Annotated in this window: 18 protein-coding genes; 7 read left to right on the top strand and 11 right to left on the bottom strand. The window is 34.8% G+C overall.

Annotated elements, in window-relative coordinates:
• Window positions 1-42 precede the first annotated feature (42 nt).
• The 3 genes from HM987_RS01805 (at window position 43) to HM987_RS01795 (ending at window position 3,711) form a co-directional block, all read left to right on the top strand.
• Entirely contained in the window at window positions 43-732 is a 690-nt protein-coding gene (locus tag HM987_RS01805; RefSeq protein WP_179004687.1) for a glycosyltransferase family 2 protein, read from the top strand.
• Entirely contained in the window at window positions 732-2,222 is a 1,491-nt protein-coding gene (locus HM987_RS01800) for a cellulose synthase family protein (RefSeq protein WP_179009812.1), read from the top strand. The genes HM987_RS01805 and HM987_RS01800 overlap by 1 nt, the downstream gene beginning before the upstream one ends.
• Window positions 2,223-2,316: 94 nt before the next feature.
• Window positions 2,317-3,711 carry a mannosyltransferase gene (locus HM987_RS01795; protein WP_179004685.1) on the top strand — a complete coding sequence of 465 codons (1,395 nt, stop codon included), beginning with the start codon at window positions 2,317-2,319 and terminating at the stop codon, window positions 3,709-3,711.
• Window positions 3,712-3,727: 16 nt separating this feature from the next.
• Here the strand turns inward: HM987_RS01795 and HM987_RS01790 are convergent, their stop codons facing one another.
• The 7 genes from HM987_RS01790 to HM987_RS01760 form a co-directional block, all read right to left on the bottom strand.
• A complete protein-coding gene (locus HM987_RS01790) occupies window positions 3,728-4,099 on the bottom strand; it encodes a hypothetical protein (protein ID WP_179004683.1) in 372 nt (123 codons plus the stop codon).
• A gap of 180 nt (window positions 4,100-4,279) precedes the next feature.
• Window positions 4,280-4,693: a VOC family protein gene (locus HM987_RS01785; RefSeq protein WP_179004682.1), complete on the bottom strand. Its 414-nt coding sequence runs from the start codon at window positions 4,691-4,693 to the stop codon at window positions 4,280-4,282.
• Window positions 4,694-4,766: 73 nt separating this feature from the next.
• Window positions 4,767-5,093, bottom strand: coding sequence for a hypothetical protein (locus HM987_RS01780; RefSeq protein ID WP_179004679.1), 327 nt, complete (start codon window positions 5,091-5,093; stop codon window positions 4,767-4,769).
• 187 nt (window positions 5,094-5,280) lie between these two features.
• A complete protein-coding gene (locus tag HM987_RS01775; protein WP_179004677.1) occupies window positions 5,281-6,813 on the bottom strand; it encodes a carbon-nitrogen hydrolase family protein in 1,533 nt (510 codons plus the stop codon).
• Entirely contained in the window at window positions 6,813-7,790 is a 978-nt protein-coding gene (locus HM987_RS01770; protein ID WP_178990604.1) for a deoxyhypusine synthase family protein, read from the bottom strand. The genes HM987_RS01775 and HM987_RS01770 overlap by 1 nt, the downstream gene beginning before the upstream one ends.
• Entirely contained in the window at window positions 7,780-8,730 is a 951-nt protein-coding gene (gene speB, locus HM987_RS01765) for an agmatinase (protein ID WP_370622876.1), read from the bottom strand. Before speB ends, HM987_RS01770 begins: the two co-directional genes overlap by 11 nt.
• Window positions 8,731-9,001: 271 nt before the next feature.
• Complete coding sequence (locus tag HM987_RS01760; protein ID WP_179004676.1) at window positions 9,002-10,447, bottom strand: type III PLP-dependent enzyme domain-containing protein; 1,446 nt, start codon at window positions 10,445-10,447, stop codon at window positions 9,002-9,004.
• A 679-nt stretch (window positions 10,448-11,126) separates the two neighbouring features.
• Between HM987_RS01760 and HM987_RS01755 the strand changes: the two genes are divergently transcribed.
• Together HM987_RS01755 and HM987_RS01750 are read left to right on the top strand one after the other, a co-directional pair.
• Window positions 11,127-11,489: a hypothetical protein gene (locus HM987_RS01755; protein ID WP_179004674.1), complete on the top strand. Its 363-nt coding sequence runs from the start codon at window positions 11,127-11,129 to the stop codon at window positions 11,487-11,489.
• A gap of 147 nt (window positions 11,490-11,636) precedes the next feature.
• Window positions 11,637-12,218, top strand: a complete 582-nt coding sequence (locus HM987_RS01750) for a DUF3885 domain-containing protein (protein WP_179004672.1) — start codon at window positions 11,637-11,639, stop codon at window positions 12,216-12,218.
• 58 nt (window positions 12,219-12,276) lie between these two features.
• Here HM987_RS01750 and HM987_RS01745 read toward each other — a convergent pair whose 3' ends face one another.
• Complete coding sequence (locus HM987_RS01745; RefSeq protein WP_179004670.1) at window positions 12,277-13,248, bottom strand: IS110 family RNA-guided transposase; 972 nt, start codon at window positions 13,246-13,248, stop codon at window positions 12,277-12,279.
• A gap of 363 nt (window positions 13,249-13,611) precedes the next feature.
• On the opposite strand from HM987_RS01745, the gene HM987_RS01740 reads away from it, so the two are divergent.
• Complete coding sequence (locus tag HM987_RS01740; protein ID WP_179004668.1) at window positions 13,612-14,046, top strand: hypothetical protein; 435 nt, start codon at window positions 13,612-13,614, stop codon at window positions 14,044-14,046.
• A gap of 85 nt (window positions 14,047-14,131) precedes the next feature.
• Window positions 14,132-14,638, top strand: coding sequence for a hypothetical protein (locus HM987_RS01735; RefSeq protein WP_179004667.1), 507 nt, complete (start codon window positions 14,132-14,134; stop codon window positions 14,636-14,638).
• Between the two features lie 158 nt (window positions 14,639-14,796).
• On the opposite strand, the gene HM987_RS01730 is transcribed toward HM987_RS01735, so the two are convergent.
• The 3 genes from HM987_RS01730 to HM987_RS01720 all read right to left on the bottom strand — a co-directional run bounded on the left by HM987_RS01730 (window position 14,797) and on the right by HM987_RS01720 (window position 17,703).
• A complete protein-coding gene (locus tag HM987_RS01730; RefSeq protein ID WP_179004665.1) occupies window positions 14,797-15,639 on the bottom strand; it encodes a pseudouridine synthase in 843 nt (280 codons plus the stop codon).
• A gap of 165 nt (window positions 15,640-15,804) precedes the next feature.
• Window positions 15,805-16,707, bottom strand: coding sequence for a geranylgeranylglycerol-phosphate geranylgeranyltransferase (locus HM987_RS01725; protein WP_179004663.1), 903 nt, complete (start codon window positions 16,705-16,707; stop codon window positions 15,805-15,807).
• 66 nt (window positions 16,708-16,773) lie between these two features.
• On the bottom strand, window positions 16,774-17,703 hold the full coding sequence (locus HM987_RS01720; protein WP_179004661.1) for a mevalonate kinase family protein: 930 nt from the start codon (window positions 17,701-17,703) through the stop codon (window positions 16,774-16,776).
• Between the last annotated feature and the right edge of the window lie 13 nt (window positions 17,704-17,716).

The following is a 17,716-nucleotide window of genomic DNA, read 5'->3' as shown; positions in this document are numbered from 1 at the left end:
TACACTTTCAAAGTTGTACTTTTGCACTTTCAAACAAATTTAATGGCGAAAATCAAAGTTATCATTCCTGCTTTTAATGAGGCACAATCTATTCCTCTCGTCATAAAAGCAATTCCATCTATTGTAGATGAAATTATTGTGGTAAGCAATAATTCTACAGATGATACAGAAATTAACGCCAAAAATGCTGGTGCAACTGTGTTGGCAGAGCAGCAAAAAGGCTATGGCTATGCCTGCTTGAAAGGAATGGATTATATTTCCAAACTAGAAATTAAACCAGATATTATTGTTTTTTTAGATGGTGATTATAGCGATTATCCTGAGGAATTAACCAAAATAGTTCAACCCATCTTAGAAGAAAATGTGGACTTTGTAGTTGGTGCCCGCACAAAAGAATTACGTGAAGCGGGTTCAATGACCACACCACAAATTTTCGGTAATTGGTTAGCAACAAGTTTAATGACACTTTTTTTTCGTTCAAAGTTTACAGATTTAGGACCCTTTAGAGCCATTAAATACCATAAGCTCCTAGACCTAAAGATGGAAGATAAAACTTATGGTTGGACGGTGGAGATGCAATTGAAAGCTTTAAAACAAAACCTAAATTATCGGGAAATCCCTGTAAATTACAGAAATAGAATAGGTGTCTCAAAAGTTTCAGGAACCATAAAAGGTGCTATCTTTGCTGGCATAAAAATCTTGATATGGATTTTTAAATATAGTTTTAAGTGATCTACCTTCAATATACCATAATTGTAATTTATACAATTGCCATAGTACTGATTTTCTTCTATGCTTTGGCACAGTTAAATCTGCTCTACAACTACCTGTCTTCAAAAAAGAAACGCCAAGATTGCGAGACTTTCGATTTTTCAAATTCTGAAGAAATTCCAGTGGTTACGATTCAGCTTCCCGTATTTAACGAAATGTACGTTATGGAGCGTTTGCTAGACAACATAGCGTTATTGGATTACCCTAAGGACAAGTTGGAAATTCAGGTTTTAGATGATTCAACAGACGAAACGCTAGAAACTACAAGAGTACACATAGATGAATTGTCCAAAATTGGTTTAGATATTACGCATATTACCAGAACAGATAGAAGTGGTTTCAAAGCTGGTGCACTAAAAGAAGGTCTGAAAATTGCAAAAGGCGAATATATAGCCATTTTTGATGCGGATTTTTTACCACAGCCCAATTGGTTAAAACGCACCATTCCTTATTTTAAGAATGAAAAAATTGGTGTCGTGCAGACACGTTGGGGACATATTAACAGAGATTATTCTTTGCTGACAAAAATCCAAGCGTTTGCTTTGGATGCGCATTTTACTTTAGAGCAGGTCGGTAGAAATAGCAAAGGTCACTTCATTAATTTTAATGGTACAGCTGGTGTTTGGCGAAAAGCATGCATTCTCGATGCTGGTAACTGGGAAGGTGATACACTCACGGAAGATTTAGATTTAAGTTACAGGGCACAATTAAAAAATTGGGAATTCAAATATCTTGAAGATGTTGAAACGCCTGCAGAATTACCAATCGTTATTAGTGCCGCACGCTCACAACAGTTTCGCTGGAATAAAGGCGGTGCTGAGAACTTTAGAAAGATGTTGAAACGTGTGGTCACATCAGATAATATTTCGACAAAAACGAAAATTCACGGCTTATTACATTTATTGAATAGCACTATGTTCCTAAGTATATTTACTGTTGCTGTTTTGAGTATTCCGATGTTGTATATTAAGAATGAATATGCCCATTTGCGTAACTATTTTTATGTGATGAGCTTCTTTGTTATGAGTACTATTATATTTTTTGTGTGCTATTGGTTTATGTACAAAAGTATTTATGGTAGTGGCTTCAAAAGATTTTTTGGCTATATAGGCATGTTCTTTACCTTTTTCTCAATCGCTATGGGTTTTTCACTACATAATTCCATTGCAGTTATTGAAGGCCATGCAGGGAAACGTAGCGACTTTGTACGTACGCCTAAGTTCAATTTGAGTAAGTACAAAGACAATTGGAAAAACAATAAGTACCTTAGAAAAAACCTATCGCCTAATGTCATTATAGAAGGTATTCTGATGCTTTATTTTGGCTTCGGCATGTACAGTGCTTTTGTTGTTGGCGATCAAGGTGGTGATTTTGGGTTGTTTCCGTTTCACCTCATGCTCTTTATTGGTTTTGGCTATGTGTTCTTTAAATCCTTAAGTTCTAAGATTTAGTTTCTAGTTTCAAAAATAATAATCGTTTCTTTTTCTAGTCAATCTTTTTTGTAACTGGGTTTTGCATAGTCCAATTTCTTCTATCTTTGACTATATGCAGGCATTAACCAACGTATTTAAATATCATAAAATACCACTCCTCTTCATGTTGTTGAGCAGTATTTTTTATCTATCATTTGCTTATGATTTGGTACGCACAGATGTGACAAAACTAGTGTTGCTTTATGTCGCACTTTTTGTCTTTGGGTTTCAGATTATAAAAATTTCAGGTTTTAGGTTACTCGCCATTTCAGCCATTGTATTTCGGGTTTTATTTCTCTTTGCCATTCCGAATTTATCGCAGGATTTTTACCGTTTTATTTGGGATGGACAAATGATAATGATTGGTTTTAATCCTTACTTGAGCACACCTGATTTTCAAATGGAAATGGGCATCCTTTCGGGTTTTCCCAATCAAGTAGAACTATATAACGGCATGGGCGCATTAAGTGCTTCCCACTACACCAATTATCCACCTTTAAAACAACTTTGTTTTGTTATAGGAAATCTTTTTCCGGGACACAGTATTTTAAGTTCTGTAATAGGCATGCGATTGCTTATAATTGCGGCCGACATTGGTACACTTTATTTCGGCAAAAAGCTATTGGACCGTCTAAAACTACCTTCAAAACGAATCTTTTGGTACATTCTAAATCCATTTATCATCATCGAATTAACAGGTAATCTTCATTTTGAAGGGATTATGATTTTCTTTCTCGTTTGGTCCTTATATCTATTACACGCTGGAAAATGGAAATGGGCAGCTGTAGTTTTGGCTTGTTCTATTTCGGTGAAGTTGATTCCGCTGATGTTTTTGCCTTTGTTTTTTGGTTGGTTCACTTCGACTACGCTCAGTGAGCGAAAAGAAAAACGAAATCTATTTAAGTTAATACTATTTTATACGTTTATAGTTGGAACGGTACTACTATTCTTCCTGCCATTCTTCTCCATGGAATTCGTCAATAATTATGCAAAAACTATGGGTCTTTGGTTTGGAAATTTTGAGTTTAATGCGAGTATTTATTATCTCGCAAGAGCTATCGGTTATGCCATAACCGGTTACAATGAAATTGCTGTTATCGGTAAAGTTCTACCTGCAATTACAGTACTTATAATTCTTGGGTTAGCGTTTTTTAAAAGAAACAATAGTTTACCCAAACTAATCACATCGATGGTATTGGTATTATCTTGTTATTTGTTTTTGAGTACAACCGTTCATCCTTGGTATATTGCACCTTTAGTCTTATTTGGTGTGTTTACGAATTACAAATTTCCCTTGGTTTGGTCATTGGTTGTGATCTTAAGTTATTTGGCGTATTCTAATACTGATAATTCTGAAAATTTATGGATTATTGCTTTGGAATATGGAGTTGTGTTATCCTTTTTTATATGGGAAGTTTTTATAAAAAAAAGACTGCCAGTTACCCAGCAGTCTAATGTTATTATATAAGTTCAGATTGATTTTATTACAACGTCTTAATGGCAATTATTTTATAGCTTTCAAATAATTCTATATAACCATTTTCGTCTTCCTCTTCATATTCGGTCACTTCATAAGTGATCTCAAAGCGTTTACCGATCATCTCTTCAGACTTTAGGTTTACTGCTTTTAGTGCTTCCTCGGTAATTTCAGAAAAATAGACCGTTTCTTCACTGTCTTCATCGTCCAAATCTTCTTGTATGATGAAAGCATACCCGTCGTCTTCATCGTAGCCATCAAAGGTAGCAGCTGTTGTTACCTTCATTTTATCTTGAGTTTTCTCTTTAGAAATTGAAATTGCATTGGCGCTTAAAACCATTACCATAAGCACAAATACCATCATTTTTTTTGTATTCATTGCATTACATTTTTTATGTCGAAATAATCCGACACTAATTAAAATTTTTAGTTTGTGGTTTTGGGAATTTGCCACCTCAAGCCCAAATGCTTTTAGATTACAACCTCTTGGTTATAATTACTGTGGATACGTTTGAAGAATTCTTTTAGTTATTCTGTTTAAATAAACAAATTAGATACATTACACTTTAAACATATCGTTAGCGTCTTTAAAGCTTTTAAATTCTAACATATAATCGTTAGCATCTTTAATGAAAAAAGACAAATGTTCGCCCGTTTTATCTTTTAAGAATGTGGTTTGGGTGACCACTTTTAAGTTTAAATGATTCAATTTTGCATAGAGTTCGCCCCATTGGTCAACATCTACAATAACTCCAAAATGAAATGAGGGTAACATTTTACCTTCAAATACATAATTTGGACTATTGAAGTTAAATTTTTCGGCTTGAATAAATGTGAGTTGATGACCAAATAAATTGATATCTATCCAATTATCGTTTGCTCTTCCCAAGGAAGCTCCGATGTTATCGAGGTAAAAGCTTTTTGTTTCCTCTACACTCAAACACGGCAAGGACATGTGAAATGAAGTTTCCATAATTCAACCATTTTAAATTTATAACCATTTATTATACAGTAAATTACAAAATAATTGAGCTAATCGCTAAGATTTATTCAAAATCTTCGTCCTCAGCACCTGGTTCCAAATCTGGATCCACTACAGCATCTGGATCATCATCTTCGAAATCTTCGTAATCCTCTTCGTCATAATTTTCCATGGTCTGTTCTAGCTTTGTACTCACTTTCACCAAATACTTGGTATCTTCAGTGGTTACTTCAACAGCTTCAACGGTTTCATTTTTTGCATTCTTAAACGAAACTATTTGACCATCATCATAACCATCTGGATATTTTTCCACTAAAAGGGCTAAAATTTCTGGGGTTAATTTTTTGAAGTCAACTATTACTCGTTTTAAATGTGCGTCTTTTGGTTTCATCAGGTAAATCTAATTTTTTCTTTTTCCTGCAAGGTTTCTAAAACCTTGTAGGCATTGTTTTTAATATATAACACCCCTAAAGTCCCCTCAAGGGGACAGTCGTCTCATTCAACTGAGTGAATTGTCAACTTGAAAGGACTTTAATGGTGTTCTCTTAATGTTGCAATTATTTTTTTAAATATAATACTTATTTATTTACTCGAATAACATCATAAACATCTTTTCTGCGATCTTTTAAATTTTTTACAGCACCAAAAGCGTGCAGTTCCCTTAACAGGCTCAAATCCACATCGGCAACCAATATCATTTCAGTATTGGTTGTCGCTTCCGCTTTTATCCCATTACTAGGAAATGAAAAATCGCACGGCGTAAACACGGCTGATTGCGCATATTGAATATCCATATTATTCACATTTGGTAAATTCCCTACGCTTCCTGCAATGGCCACATAGCATTCGTTTTCTATAGCTCTGGCTTGAGCACACAAACGCACTCTCGAATAACCATTTTGGGTATCCGTTAAAAACGGTACAAACAGAATATCCATACCTTCATCAGACAATAATCGCGATAGCTCAGGAAATTCAGAATCGTAACAAATCAAAACCCCTATTTTACCACAGTCCGTATCAAAAGTTTGCAATTTATGACCACGCTGCATGCCCCAAACTTTGGCTTCATCTGGCGTTACATGAATTTTTTCATAACGCTCCAAACTACCGTCTCTTCGACAAAGATAACCGACGTTAAAAAGTTTATCGTCAATAAGCTCTGGCATACTACCTGTTATGATATTGATATTATACGAAATGGATAATTGCTGCATTTTTTCGACAATGATATCCGTATATTTTGCCAATTCCCTTATCGCATCTGGTTCGTGCATGTGGTTGAACTTTGCCATCAACGGTGCATTGAAAAACTCAGGAAACAAGGCAAAATCTGAACGGTACGCCGAAACACTATCTACAAAATATTCCACCTGTTGCATCAATTCCTCCAAACTATTATAGGTACGCATTTGCCATTGGATCAAACCTAACCTGACAATAGTTTTTACACTGCTCGCTTTTTTACTTTTCTTGGTATAATAAATATTATCCCATTCCATCAAAACTGCATATTCGCTTGACGCGGTATCGCCTTCCAAATAACCTTTTATAATTCGTAAAGGATGAAAATCATTTGAAATCTGAAAGTTTAAAACCGGATCATGAATTTCTTTGTGCTTAACTCTTTCAATATACTCTTTTGGCGTTAATTCACTCTGAAACTTATGATAGTTTGGCATTCGTCCGCCAAAAACAATACCTTTGAGATTCAAGTTTTCGCAAAGCTCTTTTCTGTAATCATATAGACGCCTTCCTAATCTTAACCCTCTGTATTCAGGTTTAATAAACACATCGATACCGTAGAGCACATCACCAAATTCATCGTGATTATTAAATTTATCGCCTTCAATAATATCCGCATAGGTATGGTTATCCTCTACCTTATCATAATCTACAATAAGCGACAACGCACAACCCGCAATGTTACCATCAATTTTAATGACCACCTGGCCTTGCGGAAAAATGGATGTTAGGCGTTCTATATGGTGTTTTTTCCAATAGGAATTTAAAACACCGCCATAGGATTCTAAGGTTGCCGATTTTAGTTCTTCGTAATCATCAACCGTTAAATACTGTAATTCTATATTTTCAATTTTCTGTTCTTCCATTACATATCTAAGAGATAAGCAAAAATTAATGGTGCTACAATGGTTGCATCACTTTCTATAATAAACTTTGGCGTGTTAATATCCAATTTTCCCCAAGTAATTTTTTCGTTTGGAACGGCTCCAGAGTACGATCCGTAACTCGTTGTACTATCACTGATTTGACAGAAATAGCTCCAAAATGGTGTTTCTGGTCGTTCCATATCTTGGTACAACATGGGCACAACACAAATTGGAAAATCACCAGCAATGCCGCCTCCTATTTGGAAAAAGCCAATACCATTTTCAGAATTGTCCGTGTACCAATCCGCTAAGAATGTCATGTACTCAATACCAGATTTCATGGTGCTTGCTTTTAATTCGCCTTTAAGTACGTAGCTTGCAAAGATATTTCCCATGGTACTATCTTCCCAACCTGGACAAATTATCGGAAGGTTTTTTTCTGCTGCGGCATACATCCAAGAATCCTTGAGGTCAATCTCATAGTATTCTTCTAAAACACCAGATAACAATAATTTGTACATATATTCATGTGGCAAATAACGTTCGCCATTGGCTTCGGCATCTTTCCAAATCTTAACGATATGTTCTTGGATTCTTCTAAACGCTTCCTCTTCTGGTATACAAGTATCCGTTACTCGGTTTAAGCCTTTTTCCAGCAAATCCCATTCGTCCTGAGGTGTTAAATCCCGGTAATTTGGTACACGTTTATAATGTGAATGTGCTACCAAATTCATAATATCCTCTTCAAGATTTGCTCCTGTACAGGATATGATTTGCACTTTATCTTGGCGAATCATTTCGGCAAAAATCTTACCTAATTCAGCCGTACTCATTGCACCAGCCAAAGACACTAACATCTTTGCACCCGAATTAAGTTGCGCTTCGTAACCTTTTGCTGCATCAACCAAAGCCGCTGCATTAAAGTGTAAATAATATTTTTCTATAAATTTTGAAATCTCTCCTTTATTAGTAGTCATCTTCTGTATCAAATTTAGTTTTTTTGTTTCCTGAGTTTGTTGAATCGTTGAAGTTACTTTCAAAACCGTCTTCTATATTTTCATCCTGAAATTTGTAACTCAACATTTTGTAATACAATTTAGCCGCTAAGAAATCTGACGATTTATCGTTTTTATTTGGACATAATTCCGCGATATCGAAACCAACCACGTTCTTTTCTTGGAAAACTTGTTTTAAGAATTCAAGCGTTTCGTAATACAACAAACCGCCAGGTTCTGGTGTTCCTGTACTTGGCATAATTGAAGGATCCAAGGCATCCAGATCGAATGTAATGAATACGTTATCCGTCATTTGATCAATGGCTGAATCCATCCAACTATCATCCACAGCCATTTCGTGGGCGAAATAGGTTTTATCCTCATCCATAACCGTTTTCTCGATGGCATCCATGGAACGGATTCCCACTTGAATCAAATTCGTGGTTTGACTCGCTTCATAGACTGCACAAGCGTGGTTGCAGCTAGAGCCGTCGTAGCTTTCGCGTAAATCGGCATGTGCATCAATATGTAATACGGTAAGATCATCGAACATTTCGTTAAAGGCTCTAATGGTACCAATGGAAATTGAATGTTCGCCACCAAAAACCGTCACGAATTTGTTCTTTTTAATATAGCGTTTTGTAGCTTGATGAACAGCTTCTACCATCGCTTCAGGCGACGAATTTTCAGTAACCGCATCTGCCAAAAACACCCCTTGTTGGTAAACTTCAGAATCGGTTTCAATATCATAATGTTCCATATTTGCTGAAGCGTCTAAAAAGGCTTCAGGTCCTTTATCGGCGCCCTTTTGCCATGTGCTTGTACCATCATAAGGTACAGGGATCAAAACAATCTTTGATGTTTCTAATTTTGCATTTTCTTCTGGAATGCCAGCGTAAGTTTTTGTTTTTATGTGTGTCATTTTTTATGTTATGTTATGGTCACATAGAACATCTTCATGCTAATTCTTCCAATTTGGAATTATTTTTAGATGTTTCATATCATTTCCTGCGAAAGCAGTCCCGACACTTCGGGATTATTAAATTATACTTATTTTTTAATTTATGTTTTATAGTTCACGAGGGTTTCGACTGCACTCAACCTTACAGTATAGTTTTTTAACTCTCCGTTTCAATTCATTTTTTACGTAATATAATTTGTAGGTTGGTTTAACATTGAGGTGCGCGTTATAATTATTTGATTTCTGAAAGCGAAGCCTTCTTGGCTCTTTCGTCTTTTTTATCAGAACCATAACCCAAAATACCCAATAAATTCTCACTGTTCTGCTGTTCTGCAAAAACCTCAGTGGTTAAATTGCCTTCCGCATCTTTTTGAATTAAAATATGTTTGGGTGTTGGGATTAAGCAATGTTGCAGTCCTCCAAATCCACCAATAGTTTCCTGGTATGCGCCTGTATTAAAAAAGCCGATGTATAAATCTTTATCCTTATTGTATTTGGGTAGATAAATGGCGTTAGTGTGCTGCTCACTGTTGTAATAGTCATCACTATCGCAAGTTAAACCCCCTAACAACACACGTTCGTAACTATCGTGCCAACGGTTAATGGGCAACATGATAAAACGTTTGTTTATGGCCCAAGTATCTGGCAAGGTGGTGATAAAAGAGGAATTGATCATGTTCCACTTTTCGCGATCATTCTGTTGTTTTTGGTATAGAATTTTATAAAGTGCGCCACCACTTTCACCCACGGTAAAACTACCAAACTCCGTAAATATATTTGGCGTATCCACCTCTTCTTCTTCGCAAACCAATTTGATCTGGTTCACAATTTCATCAACCATATAGGCGTAATCAAATTCGAAAGCCAACGAGTTTTTAATTGGGAAACCGCCTCCAATATTCAAACTATCCAATGTTGGGCAAATTTTCTTTAATGCTGTATAGACCTTAAGGCATTTGTGCAATTCGTTCCAATAATAGGCGTTATCCCTAATTCCTGTATTGATAAAAAAGTGCAGCATTTTCAATTCTACTTTTTTATTCTCTTGAATCTGGGTTTTGTAAAAAGGGACGATATTCTTGTAACCAATGCCTAAACGCGAGGTGTAGAATTCGAATTTTGGCTCCTCTTCAGAAGCGATCCGGATTCCAACTTGAAACTTACCTTTAATTTCCTGCGACAATAAATCGAGTTCCTCATAATTGTCTATAATAGGAATCGCATTTTTGTGACCATCATTGATAAGATCCGCAATATTGCTAATGTATTGTTCTCGTTTAAAACCATTGCTCAACACAAACGTTTTATCGGTGATTTTACCTTCCTTTTTTAGTGCTTTTACAATATCGATATCAAAAGCCGAAGAGGTTTCAATATGAATGTCATTGGTTAAGGCTTCATCCAACACATGCTTAAAGTGCGAACTTTTAGTACAATAACAATAATTGTATTTGCCTTTATATTTATGGTTTTTAAAGGCATCTGCAAACCATGTTTTGGCACGCTGGATGTTATTGGATATTTGCGGTAAATAGGTGAATTTCAACGGTACGCCATGGTCTTCGATTAATTGCGTTAAGTCGATATCATGGAATTGCAGCGCTTTGTCCTCAAGTTTAAATTCGTCTTGTGGAAAGTGAAAGGATTGATCGATGAGATCAATATATTTATTGTTCATGTGATGTATTTAAATGGATTCCGTTTTCACGAGAAATGAAGGTGTAAAATAAAGATTTTAAGCGTAAATTATGTTAAGATTACGTTATATCATAATATCATACTTGGATTTGGCTTTGCGTAGTAGGTGCAAAACCATAGATATGCTGGCTGGCAGCAATCACAGAGGCGGAAGTTAGCTCTAAAATTCGGTTACTTAACCTGTAAGCTGCTCTTGAATATGACTTCCTAATTTTCAAAAGCCCGAACATAAAAACATGTTTCAATGTGTTCAGCTAAAATTGGCTTTATCATCTGTTTAGATGGACACCAATTTTCAATACAAATGTATATTATTTTTTAATATGGCGTACTTTTTTTTATTTTTTTTGAATTACCTCTTATCATGGGAATATTTAGCTTTTCGAGTTAAAATAAAATACCATTTAAAACTGTAAATGATACTATGACAGCGCATAAGTAGTTCTTTTCTTAAGGTAACAAAAGAATTAAATATCCACTTGACAATTAGCGATATATGATTAACTTTATAACGACAACCAAGAAGTTAAGACTTTAGCGAAATAACGTTACTTTTATGGCTTGAGTTACTTTATATGGGTGTTGTGCGTCATTTAACAGCAACGTTCTGAAAATGTTAATCGAGAAAAATTGAATGAATAAAATAACTGAAATAAAAAATGTCTTATACGATTAAAAAAACTGAAATTATTGACTATCAACCAAAGGCATTAAATGATTTTGAATTGCTTATTTATGAATATATTGATAATCTACATTTCACTTTGAATCCAAAAGATTGTTTGGAAAATGCTGAAGATTATATTTCGATTGCTGAAAAACGATTTTTAAAATCTGGTTGGGCAGGAGATGGAAATATTGAATTGATTTGGATTCCGCCATTTATGCTCAAAGATGAAGATGGAAAAACTGTCTATTGGAAAAAAACTAATGGAATTGTGGTGTGGCACGTTAAACAGAAAAGTGATGGAATTTCGTGGTTATTGATACCTGATGAACTAAAAAAGGAATTGAATTTTTAAAAAAACGAACGCACAACAATGGCTATAAGTAATTGCTTGTTCTCGCCTACTTCTGAAAATCCTTGCGATTTTCAGTCTGGTGTGTACTTGCAGTGTTTCGTGCCAACCCGCGCAACTACTCATAGCCTAAACGTTGGCAAACATTTGATGAACAGCATAGAATTTAATAAATATTGGGATTTAAATTATCCTGAATCGAATCAAATCGGACACGAATTAAAAAGTGTTTATCCGAAAAGATGGCTACGAATTCATAGTTTACCCGAATCGAAAAGATATGCGGAATCGGAAGATGAATATCAGATAATATTGAATAGACAAAACAAACTGATTTCTGACCTAATTGGAGAGAATACGGAAATAATAATTGTGTCTGGTCAATACGAAACGGAATTGAACGACAAAATCTCAACCGAATTATCTGAATACGGAAAATTTAAAAAAAGCAGAACGATTGAACTTCATAAAACTTATCCCGAACAATATGAAGATGATTTTTTTTATGATGTTTATTTCAAACCTGATACTTGGAGAATTAATTCTCAAAACAGACTATTGAAAAATATTGCGGACGATGAATTTCGAGCAATGTTCGTTTGTCCGAAAAGGAATTGTATTGTATCACCTTATGATGGTGGAATGGACATAATAGTTGATAATCAAGAAAAAAGAGACAAATTAAAAACTAAATATAAAGATTGGCTTTCAGAACGAGAAGATGGAATGTAGCGGAAATAAAAAACGATTTGCCAACAAAGTACTGTGGTAAAAAACAAGTAAAATCTCATTAATTTTTCACTAGCGTACTTTTATATTCTGCATCATATATCAATCCTGATTTTGCGATTGCAAAGGCCTGTTTTAGCAGCTTATTACAAACGGCAATTAACGCTAGTTTTTTGCTCTTTCCTTTGGCCACAATTCGCTCGTAGAGATCTCGGCAAGCCTTGTTGTATTTACAGGCATTAAAACTGCACATAAATAATAAATTCCTCAGTTTCTGATTCCCTATTTTGCTTATCCTTGGTCTCCCTTTTACACTACTTCCACTTTGTCTAATCACGGGCGTCAGACCTGCATAACTGCACAGCTCACTTGCGCTGGTAAACCGATCAAAGCCACCCGTCAGGACCACTAACATAATCGCTGTTTTTGGACCAATACCCGGAATGGTTTTTAATCTTGTAAACAGATCTTGGTGCGATTGTTTTACTAAAGCCAACAGCTTTTCTTCCAAGGTTTTCATCTCTTTTGTTAGTTGTCTTAAACTACGTTTTAAAGACGTAACAACGATCTTGCTTGGATTGCCCAAAACCGCTTCGCCATGTATCTTGTTCTTGAGCATAGTGCTCTGTTTTGTATACACAGAAAGGGCTCTGACGATCTGCAGACATTCTGTTTCTTCTTTAGAATTACCTTGCCAAAGCTTTAATTCCATTTGTTTTGCATACTCGCAAATAAGTTTGGAATCGCTTTTGTCTGTCTTAATTTTTGACAACTTCATCTGGATAAATCGTTTCACCGCTAAAGGATTCTCAACTGATAACTTGATACCTGACTCAAGTAAATAATAGGCTAATTGATAGTGGTAATAACCCGTAGCCTCCATAACACAATGACTCTGTGAATCTAAGAGTTTTATAAACTTCCTAAAACCTGAAACGTTGTTTTTAAACTGATAGTAATTGCCGTCAGAGTCCGTAACATCGAACACCAAATGGCTAATGTCAATTCCAAAAAATTTAATACCTTTATTCATAACAAAATGTTTTTTATGAAAGGACAACCTACGCGAGTTTCAACGACTTAAAACCGAGGTCCGAAAGGCCTCATAGAACTGTACGAAATCTGTGTAGAAAAGAGAGGGGATTTTCAATGTTGACGAGATCTAGGTCTCTGCGTGTATATTAACCTTATTCCTCTCTTTTGTCTTTTCTGTTTATTTGTCTAATTTAATAAAATGCTAACTTAAGTTGTGTATAGTTCATTGCTTACCAAGTGCTTATCTGGAAAATTCCTTCGGAATTTTCTCAGGCTCGTCAAAGTTTGCTAAATTAGTAACTTAACCACGCAACAAACCATACACTGAGCGTTCTACGCAATTTGACTTAATCAACGAAAATTGAACTTAAAAGACAAAATATCGAGTTGGATTAATCCAAAAAAGGAAATTGATTTTGATAATCGAGAATTTGAATATTGTATTGTCGGAAATATAGTTGATGAGCATTTTTGGGGAATGGAAAAAGAAATTAAAAAAGGTAGTAAGCAATTTAGACCTGGAGCAAAAGTATATTGTATGCCTGAATTCGGTGGAACTGCTCACGAATCAATACGTGTATTGGGGAAACCCAGAAAACAAAAACGACTGATAAATATTATAATAAGAACATATCTGATTAAAGACTTTAGAATACAGAAAGTTTATAACCCAAGAATTCAATCGGAAATTGGAAGTCATCATTTTTATTGGACTAATAGACGTTCCGGATCTGAAATGAAAAATCTGAATAAAATGGTTGACTACTTGAATACATTGACTGAAGAAATAAAATAAAAACTACGCAGAACAACGTGTATAGCTCAAAAAACGGAAATGAACACGAGAATAAATTTTAACAAAAATCAAACATTAATACATATTGAAAAAATTATTAATCGCAATTATCGTAATTGTAATCCTTGTTTTCTTATCGGATAAAATATACAAGGTTTATAGTAGAAGTAACGTAAATTCTCACGAATCAATCGTTTTACTCAATAATCAACTTTCTGAAAATGAAATAGATTTATTCTTTAATCTTGAACAAGGCACGTACGACTCGAATGAACATAAAATAGTTTTTAGTTTATTAAAAAAAGATGGATATTTACTCGATAATTATATAAACCTTCCAGTAAGAATTCAAAGCAGTACAGAATTTGACTGCAACCTTGAATATGACAAAGCAAGACCTTATGGATTTTATGATTATGAAATAATGAGTAAAAATATTATTGCTCGAATTATTACAAAGAATGCAAGTGCTATAAAACAATTGAACTCAAAAGAAATAATTTCGGAAAAACGATTAGGAGGAAATTATGGATTTGGAAAACTTAATATTCTTGACATTAATAAAAACGGATTATCCAAACATTGCGAATAATGATTATAAAATTAATGTTTAAAAACTTGAATAAATTTACATCGAACATTAACTACTACTGCCAACATCCGAATAAAACAAATAGAAATTAAGATGAGGCTATAAAGTTTGAGATAATTAGGCACAGCAGCGACTATGTTAAAGCATAAACCCTATCACTAAAGCATTTTTAAAGTACTCACTTCCTGCTCTGTTAAATGTTTCCAATGGCCACGAGGAATATCCTTTTTGGTTAAATGGCCAATGGCAACACAATCGATTTTTACCAAATCGTAATTAAGTTCATCAAAGATGGTCCGTAGAATGGTGTTCCCTGTGTTTTTGATTTTAATGCCAACTTGGTTTTTTGATTCACCTTGTATATAACTAATTTCTTCGACCGTGATTAATTTACCTTCGACCTTAAAACCTTCTTGAATCTTTTTAAGGTCTTCAAATTTTAGGTTTTTATCCAACTCTACCTGGAATAAACGCTCAACGCCTTTTTTGGAATTGGTAAATTTCTGTACCACTTTATCGTCATTGGTAAACAACAACAAGCCTAAGGAGTTGCGCCCTAAACGGCCTATTGGCTTTATGCTGGCATTGGTCGCATTGGCCACCAAATCCATAACGGTTCTGCCTTTTCCTTCGGCTGTTGTGGTCGCAAAGCCTTTAGGCTTGTTCAATAACACATATACGTTTGGTTCTGGAGTAATGCGTTGCCCATCGAACTTCACTTCGTCGCTTCGTTTTACTTTGTAGCCCATTTCGGTAATGATCTTACCGTTTACGGATACCAAGCCAATAGCGATATTCTCATCCGCTTCGCGACGCGAACACACACCAGAATTGGCAATGTATTTATTTAAACGCATCTCATCTGGATTTGAGGTTTGCTTTGCTGGTTGCTTTTTCTTTTTAAAAGGAGCGTTTCCTCTAGCATAACTTTTGGTTTTGCTATTAGCATTTCCTCTTCCTGAAGTTTTCCCTTTTCCTTTGCTATCTTGATGTCTGCTCATATACATTTCCCGTGAGATCGGGAATTTTATTAATTATTACTATAAATTCTATCATCGTGTTAAACCCTAATGATATAAGATGCAAAGGTATAATATTAGATAATAGCATCTACGTAATTCCTTAACTTGTTTGAGTGAAACAACTCGAAAACATAAAACGTTTATCTATATCCTATTCAAAACAATAGAAACATCAATCAATAGTATGGACAAAACACCAGCGACAATGATAAACTTTAAGATATTATGAAGAATCAAATAATGGGTTTTCTTATTTGATTTTAACAGTAAAATGAGATAGAGAAACAATAAGCCTATGCTAAGATAGAAGTAATAATACATGTGTCCAATCTTGAAAAATGAAATAAGTAACACGGCCGAAACCATGGTTAAAACACCAACAACGGTTAGCATCGTTTTTGATACTTTTTCGCCATATACTACAGGAACCGTTCTGTAATTTAAGGCCAAATCGCCTTTTATGTTCTCTAAATCCTTTGTGAGTTCGCGCATGGAAATCAATAGAAACAAAAATATTCCATGGGCAAAAACGACTTTTTCAAAATTCTGATAATAGATAAAAATGACAAAAAATGGCGTTACCGTTAATATGGCAGACACTATATTACCAACCATCGGTTGTTTCTTTAAACGATGCGAATAGAACCAAATGGCGAAAATATAAATGGCGAAAAAGATTACCGCTTTAAAAGATACATAACTAGCGAAAACTACGGCTACGACATTAAGTACAAAATAAAACGACAATTTGGTATTCTGACTTACCAGACGATCTAACATCGTTTTTCTTGGTTTGTTAATAAGATCTTTTTCAGAATCGTAGAAATTATTGATAATATAACCGCCTGCTATCGTCGCTGAAGACGCTAATACCAACATTAAGAGGTTGACATCTAACAGTACAGCTTTTACCGGTTTATCATGACCAAAAATGTAAACGGAAGCTAAGTATTGGGCAATAACGATAACAAGAATATTATAACCTCGAACGACCGAGAACAGGCTGAAAAATTTTAGAAGAATGTGTTTCTGCCGTCTTGTTAACATGGCTTTAATTAAAAAAACCTCACAAGTTATAAAAACCTGTGAGGTCTGTATATTATATCATTCGTATTAGAAGCTATATACAACTTCCAATTTCTGTCCTTTTAATGCTTCTTTAGCTTTTTCGATATTTTCGGTAAAGCCTAAAATATAGCCTCCACCGCCAGAGCCACAAAGTTTTAAGTAGTAATCGTTTGTGTCAATGCCTTTTTTCCAAAGTTCGTGAAACTGGGCAGGAATCATTGGCTTAAAATTATTAAGCACCACTTTTGAGAGTTGCTTAGTGTTTTTGAATAAGGATTTTATATCGCCTTTTAAGAAATCATCTACACAAGCATCGGTGTGTTTTATAAATTGATCTTTAAGCATGCTACGAAACCCTTCATTTTTCATACTTTCCATAAAAATACTAACCATTGGTGCCGTTTCCCCAACAATTCCACTATCCAACAGGAAAACTGCTCCTTTTCCTTCTGTTTGTTGAGAAGGAATTCCTGTAGCTTCAATATTGTCTTTAGAGTTGATTAGAATAGGAAGGCTTAAATAACTGTTCAATGGGTCTAAGCCTGAAGATTTTCCATGAAAAAACGATTCCATTTCAGAGAAAACTGTTTTTAACTTCAAGAGTTTCTCACGAGTCAGATTTTCTAAAACGGTAATTTTATCGGTGGCATATTTATCGTAAATCGCAGCAACTAAAGCACCACTACTTCCTACACCATAGCCTTGTGGAATTGAAGAATCGAAATACATTCCGGTATCCACATCTTGTTGTAAGCTGTCAATATCAAAAGTTACCAATTCTTTATCCAAACCTTTTAAATACGTTACAAAACGTTTTAAACTGGCATTAGAATCTTGAGCCAATTTATTAGGATTTTCATCCACTTTTAAAGCGCCGTTGTAAAAATTATATGGAATAGATAAGCCTTTAGAATCTTTGATGATTCCGTATTCTCCGAATAAAAGAATCTTTGAATAAAATAATGGTCCCTTCATGTATAATGTGCAA

It is taken from the genome of Winogradskyella forsetii (genome assembly GCF_013394595.1).
Classification (GTDB): domain Bacteria; phylum Bacteroidota; class Bacteroidia; order Flavobacteriales; family Flavobacteriaceae; genus Winogradskyella; species Winogradskyella forsetii.
Note: the sequence above shows the minus strand (reverse complement) of the source record. Positions and strands in the feature narration are given on the sequence as shown.